The 6,108-nt window shown below is 69.6% G+C and carries 6 protein-coding genes; 5 read left to right on the top strand and 1 reads right to left on the bottom strand.

From position 1 onward, the window contains the following. Positions 1–434 (bottom strand): carbohydrate binding domain-containing protein (locus tag J0695_RS25260; RefSeq protein WP_206965582.1); only part of this gene is annotated, 434 nt, incomplete at its 3' end. A 263-nt stretch (positions 435–697) separates the two neighbouring features. Between J0695_RS25260 and J0695_RS25255 the strand changes: the two genes are divergently transcribed. From J0695_RS25255 to J0695_RS25235, 5 genes are all read left to right on the top strand, one after another. After that, positions 698–1,594 carry a hypothetical protein gene (locus J0695_RS25255; RefSeq protein WP_206965578.1) on the top strand — a complete coding sequence of 299 codons (897 nt, stop codon included), beginning with the start codon at positions 698–700 and terminating at the stop codon, positions 1,592–1,594. Between the two features lie 78 nt (positions 1,595–1,672). Next, the gene (gene cpaB / locus J0695_RS25250) at positions 1,673–2,383 is read left to right on the top strand and encodes a Flp pilus assembly protein CpaB (RefSeq protein WP_206965575.1); all 711 of its coding nucleotides are present in this window, start codon (positions 1,673–1,675) and stop codon (positions 2,381–2,383) included. 11 nt (positions 2,384–2,394) lie between these two features. Further along, positions 2,395–3,987, top strand: a complete 1,593-nt coding sequence (locus tag J0695_RS25245) for a CpaE/TadZ family protein (protein WP_206965573.1) — start codon at positions 2,395–2,397, stop codon at positions 3,985–3,987. A 254-nt stretch (positions 3,988–4,241) separates the two neighbouring features. Beyond that, positions 4,242–4,529 carry a hypothetical protein gene (locus J0695_RS25240; RefSeq protein WP_242553160.1) on the top strand — a complete coding sequence of 96 codons (288 nt, stop codon included), beginning with the start codon at positions 4,242–4,244 and terminating at the stop codon, positions 4,527–4,529. Beyond that, entirely contained in the window at positions 4,526–5,869 is a 1,344-nt protein-coding gene (locus tag J0695_RS25235) for a TadA family conjugal transfer-associated ATPase (protein WP_206965571.1), read from the top strand. The genes J0695_RS25240 and J0695_RS25235 overlap by 4 nt, the downstream gene beginning before the upstream one ends. Positions 5,870–6,108 lie beyond the last annotated feature (239 nt).

The following is a 6,108-nucleotide window of genomic DNA, read 5'->3' as shown; positions in this document are numbered from 1 at the left end:
CCGTACCAGCCGTGCGTGTAGACCGTCACCGACTTCGTCGATGCGCCGGTCTTGAAGCTGGTGGAGAGCTTCGTCCAGGCCGTGGCCCCCGGGGTCCACGTGGACACGTCGGTCGTGCCGGTGCCGGATGCGCCGAGGTAGACGTACGCCCCCTGCACCCAGCCGCTCATCGTGTACGTCGAGTTGGGCTGCACGGCGACCGTCTGCGAGCACTGCGCGTTGTCCGACGAGGTCGCGGCGCCCTTCAGTGCCGAAGTCCCGCCGTGCACGGGCGAGGTGACCACCGACCCGGTGCCGCCCGTACAGGTCCAGCCGGTGAGCCCGGACTCGAAGCCCGCGTTCTTGGCGACGTTGATGTCGGCGGCCTGGGCGTTGGTCGCCAGGCCGGTGAGCGAGGCCGCGCCGGCGGCGATGAGCGCTACGGCTCCGCCCATCCAGGATCTGCGGAGAAGGGGTGATCGGTCCACGTGGAGCCTCCGGGGGGTGGGGGAGTCGGGGGAGGAGACGGTGGCCACCGTTGGTCGTACAAGCTGGTCCAGACCAATTGAGTTGTCAAGACCCCAGGAGGATCGGCGGAATCGAACGCCCCGCTTCTACCAAGATCCAATGAATATTGCCCTGTTGGGGGTCCTTGGTCCGGCCTGCCTGGATACAGTGCTGTTGCTGGAGACACACACCGTGAACGGGGGAACACAACGTGCCAACCGCGATAGCGGTGACGAGCCCCGATCTCGTCCTGCCGCCGCCCGACCACCACACCCCGCTCGCGGCAGTCCTCCAGCCCCCGGCGGTCCAGTCGCTCGAAGGCTCGCTCGCCGAGATGCACACGCTTCTCGAACAACATGGGTACGTGGTCGTCGTGTATCCGAACTCCCTCGCACCGGCCGCGGTCCACCGGCTGCACACCGTCCGCTCGGTCCTGGAGAGCGACCGGATCGCCCTGCTCCCGCTGGACCTCCCGCCGCTGGCGGTCGCCGTTCTCGTACGCCAGCTCCGCCAGCTCTCCATCTGCGACTTCAGCCCCGGTGTCATCGCCTCCGCCGCCCGTTTGCTCTCGCACTACATCTACGCGGGCGCGCTGCTGGGCTCGGTGACGAAACTCGACCGCGTCCCGGTCTCGCTCAAGTCCCACGCCAAGTCCTGGGTCCCCGGCTCGCAGTTCGCGGTGCTGACCGCCCCGACGCCCCACCTGCTCAAGCTCACGTCACAGCCGTCCGACGCACTCCCCGGCCCCGGATTCGGTACGCACATGCTGGTCGCCCGCGGCCAGCTGCAGTCCGACTGGGTGGGTGCGACCCTGGCCCCCGCCTGGCGTGTCCAGGGTCTCCTGGAGACCGCGCTCCCGGCCGATTCGCCGGGCTGGTGGGGCACACCCAAGCTCGTCGAATTCGCATCCGCGATCCCCGACATCTCCGTACTCCACCAACTGGTGTCCTCGGTCAGACGCGAAACCTGCCACTGGTGCGGGCTCCAGCTGATCGGCGACCGGTGCGGATTCTGCTCATCCCCGCTGCCGCATCAGTCGGCCCCGCCCGAGCAGCGGCGGACGAACCAGACGCGCGTGGCGGGCGCACTGACCACCGGCACGACGTAATGCGCAAGTGCACCACCCCGCTCACTGTCCGTTGAACCGAAGCAGACCCCACAACGTTCTGAACGAGGTAGTACGCCCGTGAACTCACGCCAGCGCCGCGGCATCATCCTGCTGCTTCTCTCCGTCCTCTGCGCCTTCGCGGCCTTCGCCGGCGTCCTGGCCGTGATACGCGACGTGAATTCGAAAGTCGGACCCGAGGTGACGGCGTACCGCCTCAAGAACGACATAGCCCCCTACAAACAGCTCAGCGCGGGCGACTTCGAGAAAACGAAGATGCCCAAGCGCTGGCTCTCGGACAACGCGGTCACCGACCTCGCCCGGATCAGGGGGAAGATCGCCGTGACCCAGCTCAAATCGGGCTCGCTCCTCCAGTCCGACATGATCGTTGACCAGCCCGAACTCAAGGCGGGCGAGCAGGAGATCGCGATCATGATCGACGCGGCGACCGGGGTCGCGGGAAAGATCACCCCGGGCTCGACGGTCAACATCTACGCGACGTTCGCGGGCGACAACAAGGCCAAGCCGAACACCTCCGAGGTGATCGTCTCGAACGCCCGCGTCCTGGACGTGGGCAAGCTCACGCCCCTGGACGCGAACAACACCAACAACCGCACCCGCACCGCCACCGAGGCCGTCCCGATCACCTTCGCGCTCGGCACCCTCGACTCCCAGCGCGTCGCGTACGCCGAGTCCTTCGCGACGCACGTCCGCCTGGCGCTCGTGGCCCCCGGCACGACACCGACCGTCCCACCCGCCGACCGCCGCTACACCCTCGACGGCGACAAGTAAGGGGAGGCCCTGTGACGATCCGTATCCTCCCGGCGGTCGGCGACCCCGACGCGGCCCGGGCCATGACCACCTTGCTCAGCCAGCTCCCGGACGCGGAACCGTACGCCCCGGTCACCGACTCCACCGCCCTCCTCGACCACCTCGCCCGCCTGGCGTCAGCCTCGATCGACGAGCTGCCCGAGGTGGTCCTCGTCCACGAACGCATCGGCCCGGCCCCGGCGCTGGAACTGATCCGCGAGGTCGCCCTCCGCTTCCCGGCCTGCGGAGTCGTCCTGATCACGGCGGACGCGGGCCCCATGCTCTTCACCGCGGCGATGGACTCGGGCGCGCGCGGCCTGGTCGGACTCCCGCTGGGTTACGAGGAGTTGTCGGCCCGCGTCCAGAACGCGGCCTCCTGGTCGACGGGCGTACGGCGCCACCTGGGCGGCAGCCCTGAGGTGATGGGCGGCCCCGGCGGAACGGTGGTCACGGTCTCCGGGGCGAAGGGCGGCGTGGGCGCCACTCTCACGGCGGTCCAACTGGCCCTGGCGGCAGCCGCATCGGGCCGGACGGTGGCCCTCGTCGACCTCGACCTCCAGTCGGGCGACGTGGCGTCGTACCTGGACGTCCAGTTCCGCCGCTCGATCGTCGACCTGTCGGGCATCGCGGACATCTCCCCGCGCGTGCTCCAGGACGCGGTGTACGCACACCCCACCGGCATCGGCCTGCTGCTGGCGCCTGCCGACGGCGAGCGGGGCGAGGAGGTGACGGACCGGGTGGCGCGCCAGGTGGTCTCGTCCCTCCGTAACCGCTACGAGGTCGTGGTGGTCGACTGCGGTACGCAGATGAACGGCGCCAACGCCGCCGCCATCGAAATGGCGGACCGCGCCCTGCTCCTGGTCACCCCGGACGTGGTGGCGGTCCGCGCGGCCAAGCGCATGGTCCGGATGTGGGACCGCCTGCAGATCCGCAAAGCGGAGGAGACGACGACGGTGGTGAACCGCGCGTCACGCTCGTCGGAGATCCAGCCGCCGCTGGTGGAACGGATCACGGGCACGAAGGTCTCGCGCGTCTCGATCCCGGCCGCCTTCAAGGAGCTCCAGTCGGCGGTGGACGCGGGCCGCATGCAGGACCTGGACGCGCGCTCGACGGTGAAGCAGGCGCTGTGGACGCTGGCGGCGGACCTGGAACTGACGAAGACGGCGGCACCGGCCGTCCCCGCGAAGGGCACGGGCCTGGCCCTGCGGCGGAGGGGCGGCGACCGGGGCGCGGCGATGATCGAGTTCGCGGGGATGGCGCCGCTGATCATCTTCGTACTGATCGCGATGTGGCAGTGCGTGCTGTGGGGCTACACGTTCTCCCTGGCGGGAAACGCGGCGGACGAGGCGTCGAGGGCGGCCACGGCGGCGGCGACATCCGGGGAGGACCCGCAGGCGGCGTGCACGGCGGCGGCGGACAAACGCCTCCCGGCGAGCTGGACGGCCGACACGACGTGCACGCTCGACGGCACGGTGTGGCGGGCGCACGTAAAGATGAACACTCCGATCCTCTTTCCCGGGGCGGGCAACTTCCCGTGGAAGGTCGACGGGAACGCGGCTGCGGCGGCGGAGGGGGGAGCGGAGTGAAGCGCCGACAGTCGTGGGCCAGGGCCGGGGCCCGGCTCCTCCCGACAAGCGGCCTCCGGCCACTTGTCCTCAATCGCCGGACGGGCTTGATCCATCAAGCCCGTCCGGCGATTGAGGACCGGGGGTTCGGGGGCAGCGCCCCCGAGCGGGGTCGCACATCCGCAGCCCCGGCCCGCCGCACCGGGTGGAGGTCCGACCGAGGAACCTCCATCCTCGAATTCACCGGCTTCCTCCCGATCCTCCTCTTCGTAGGAATGGCAGCCATCCAACTGGGCCTCATCGGCTACGCAGCCAACCAGGCCGGCACCGCAGCCCGCACCGCGGCCCGCAGCGAATCCCTGACCCCCGGATCGGGCCAGGGCTCGGGCCAGTCGGCGGTCAGCAGCTGGCTCAACCCCTCCGTCGGCATGGCGGGTGACGGAGACACGGTGACGGCGACAGCCACCATCACCGTTCCCTCCGTACTCCCCGGAATCAACCCGTTCGGCCCGATCACCAGGTCCGTCACGATGCCAACGGACGACCGAGGAGGCACCCCATGAGCCTGCGTTCCCGAATGGTCACCACTCCCGAGGAGCACGCCCAGACCGCCCGCGAGGACGGCCCCCTGGTCGCCACGTACCGCACAAAGCTCCTTGAGGAGATCGACCTCGCGGAGATGTCCTCCCTCGCCGCAGCCGAACGCCGCGCCCGCCTGGAACGCGTCCTGGGCCACATCATCAGCCGCGAGGGCCCGGTCCTCTCCACCTCCGAACGCGCCCAGTTGATCCGCCGCGTGGTCGACGAAGCCCTCGGCCTGGGCGTCCTGGAACCCCTCCTCGAAGACGCCTCGATCACCGAGATCATGGTGAACGGCCCCGACGCGATCTTCGTAGAGCGGGCAGGTCGCGTAGAGCAGCTCCCGCTCCGATTCGCCTCCACAGAACAACTGATGCAGACGATCGAACGCATCGTCTCCACGGTCAACCGCCGCGTGGACGAGTCGAACCCGATGGTCGACGCGCGCCTGCCCTCCGGTGAGCGCGTCAACGTGATCATCCCCCCGCTCTCCCTCACGGGCCCCACCCTCACGATCCGCCGCTTCCCCCGCGCGTACCGCCTCACCGAACTGATCACCCTGGGCACCCTGGACGAACAACTCCTGCTGCTCCTCTCGGCGTTCGTGCGGGCCCGCTTCAACGTGATCGTCAGCGGCGGAACAGGCAGCGGGAAAACCACACTCCTCAACGCGCTCTCAGGCCTGATCCCCGACCACGAGCGCATCATCACGGTCGAGGACGCGGCCGAACTCCAGCTCCAGCAGGCCCACGTGATCCGCCTCGAAACGCGCCCCGCCAACGTCGAGGGCAAGGGCCAGATCACCATCCGCGACCTGGTCCGCAACTCGCTGCGTATGCGCCCGGACCGGATCATCGTGGGTGAGGTGCGAGGCGGCGAGACGCTCGACATGCTCCAGGCGATGTCGACGGGCCACGACGGCTCGCTCGCCACGGTCCACTCCAACAGCGCCGAGGACGCGCTGATGCGGCTCCAGACGCTCGGCTCGATGTCGGAGGTGGAGATCCCCTTCGAGGCGCTGCGCGACCAGATCAACAGCGCGGTGGACGTGATCGTCCAGCTCACGCGCCACGCGGACGGCTCGCGCAGGATCAGCGAGCTGGCGATCCTGACGTCCCACGGCCGGGAACAGTTCCAGATCGCGTCGATCTCCCGCTTCCGGGCGCGCCCGATTTCGGCGGACCGGGTGGTACACGGAGAGTTCGAGCACCACCCGCTCCCGCGCAGGGTGGCGGAACGCCTGTACCTGGCGAACGAGCCGATCCCCCCGGCATTCGGAGTGGCGGACGAACTGGCCCCGCTCCAACTCCGGGAGGCGAGATGACCATTCAAGCCTGTCCGGCGTTTGAGGACCGGGGGTCCGGGGGCGGAGCCTCCGAATCCCCCCGTGGTCTGCTGTTCCGCTCGCACGTGCCGCAATTTCAAGCCTGTCCGGCGTTTGAGGACCGGGGGTCCGGGGGCGGAGCCTCCGAATCCCCCCACGGTCTGCTGTTCCGCTCCTACGCGCCGCAAATTCAAGCCCGTCCGGCGATTGAGGACCAGGGGTCCGGGGGCAGCGCCCCC

It is taken from the genome of Streptomyces beijiangensis (assembly GCF_017315755.1).
Lineage (GTDB): Bacteria > Actinomycetota > Actinomycetes > Streptomycetales > Streptomycetaceae > Streptomyces > Streptomyces beijiangensis.
This window is presented reverse-complemented; position numbering and strand designations above follow the sequence as displayed.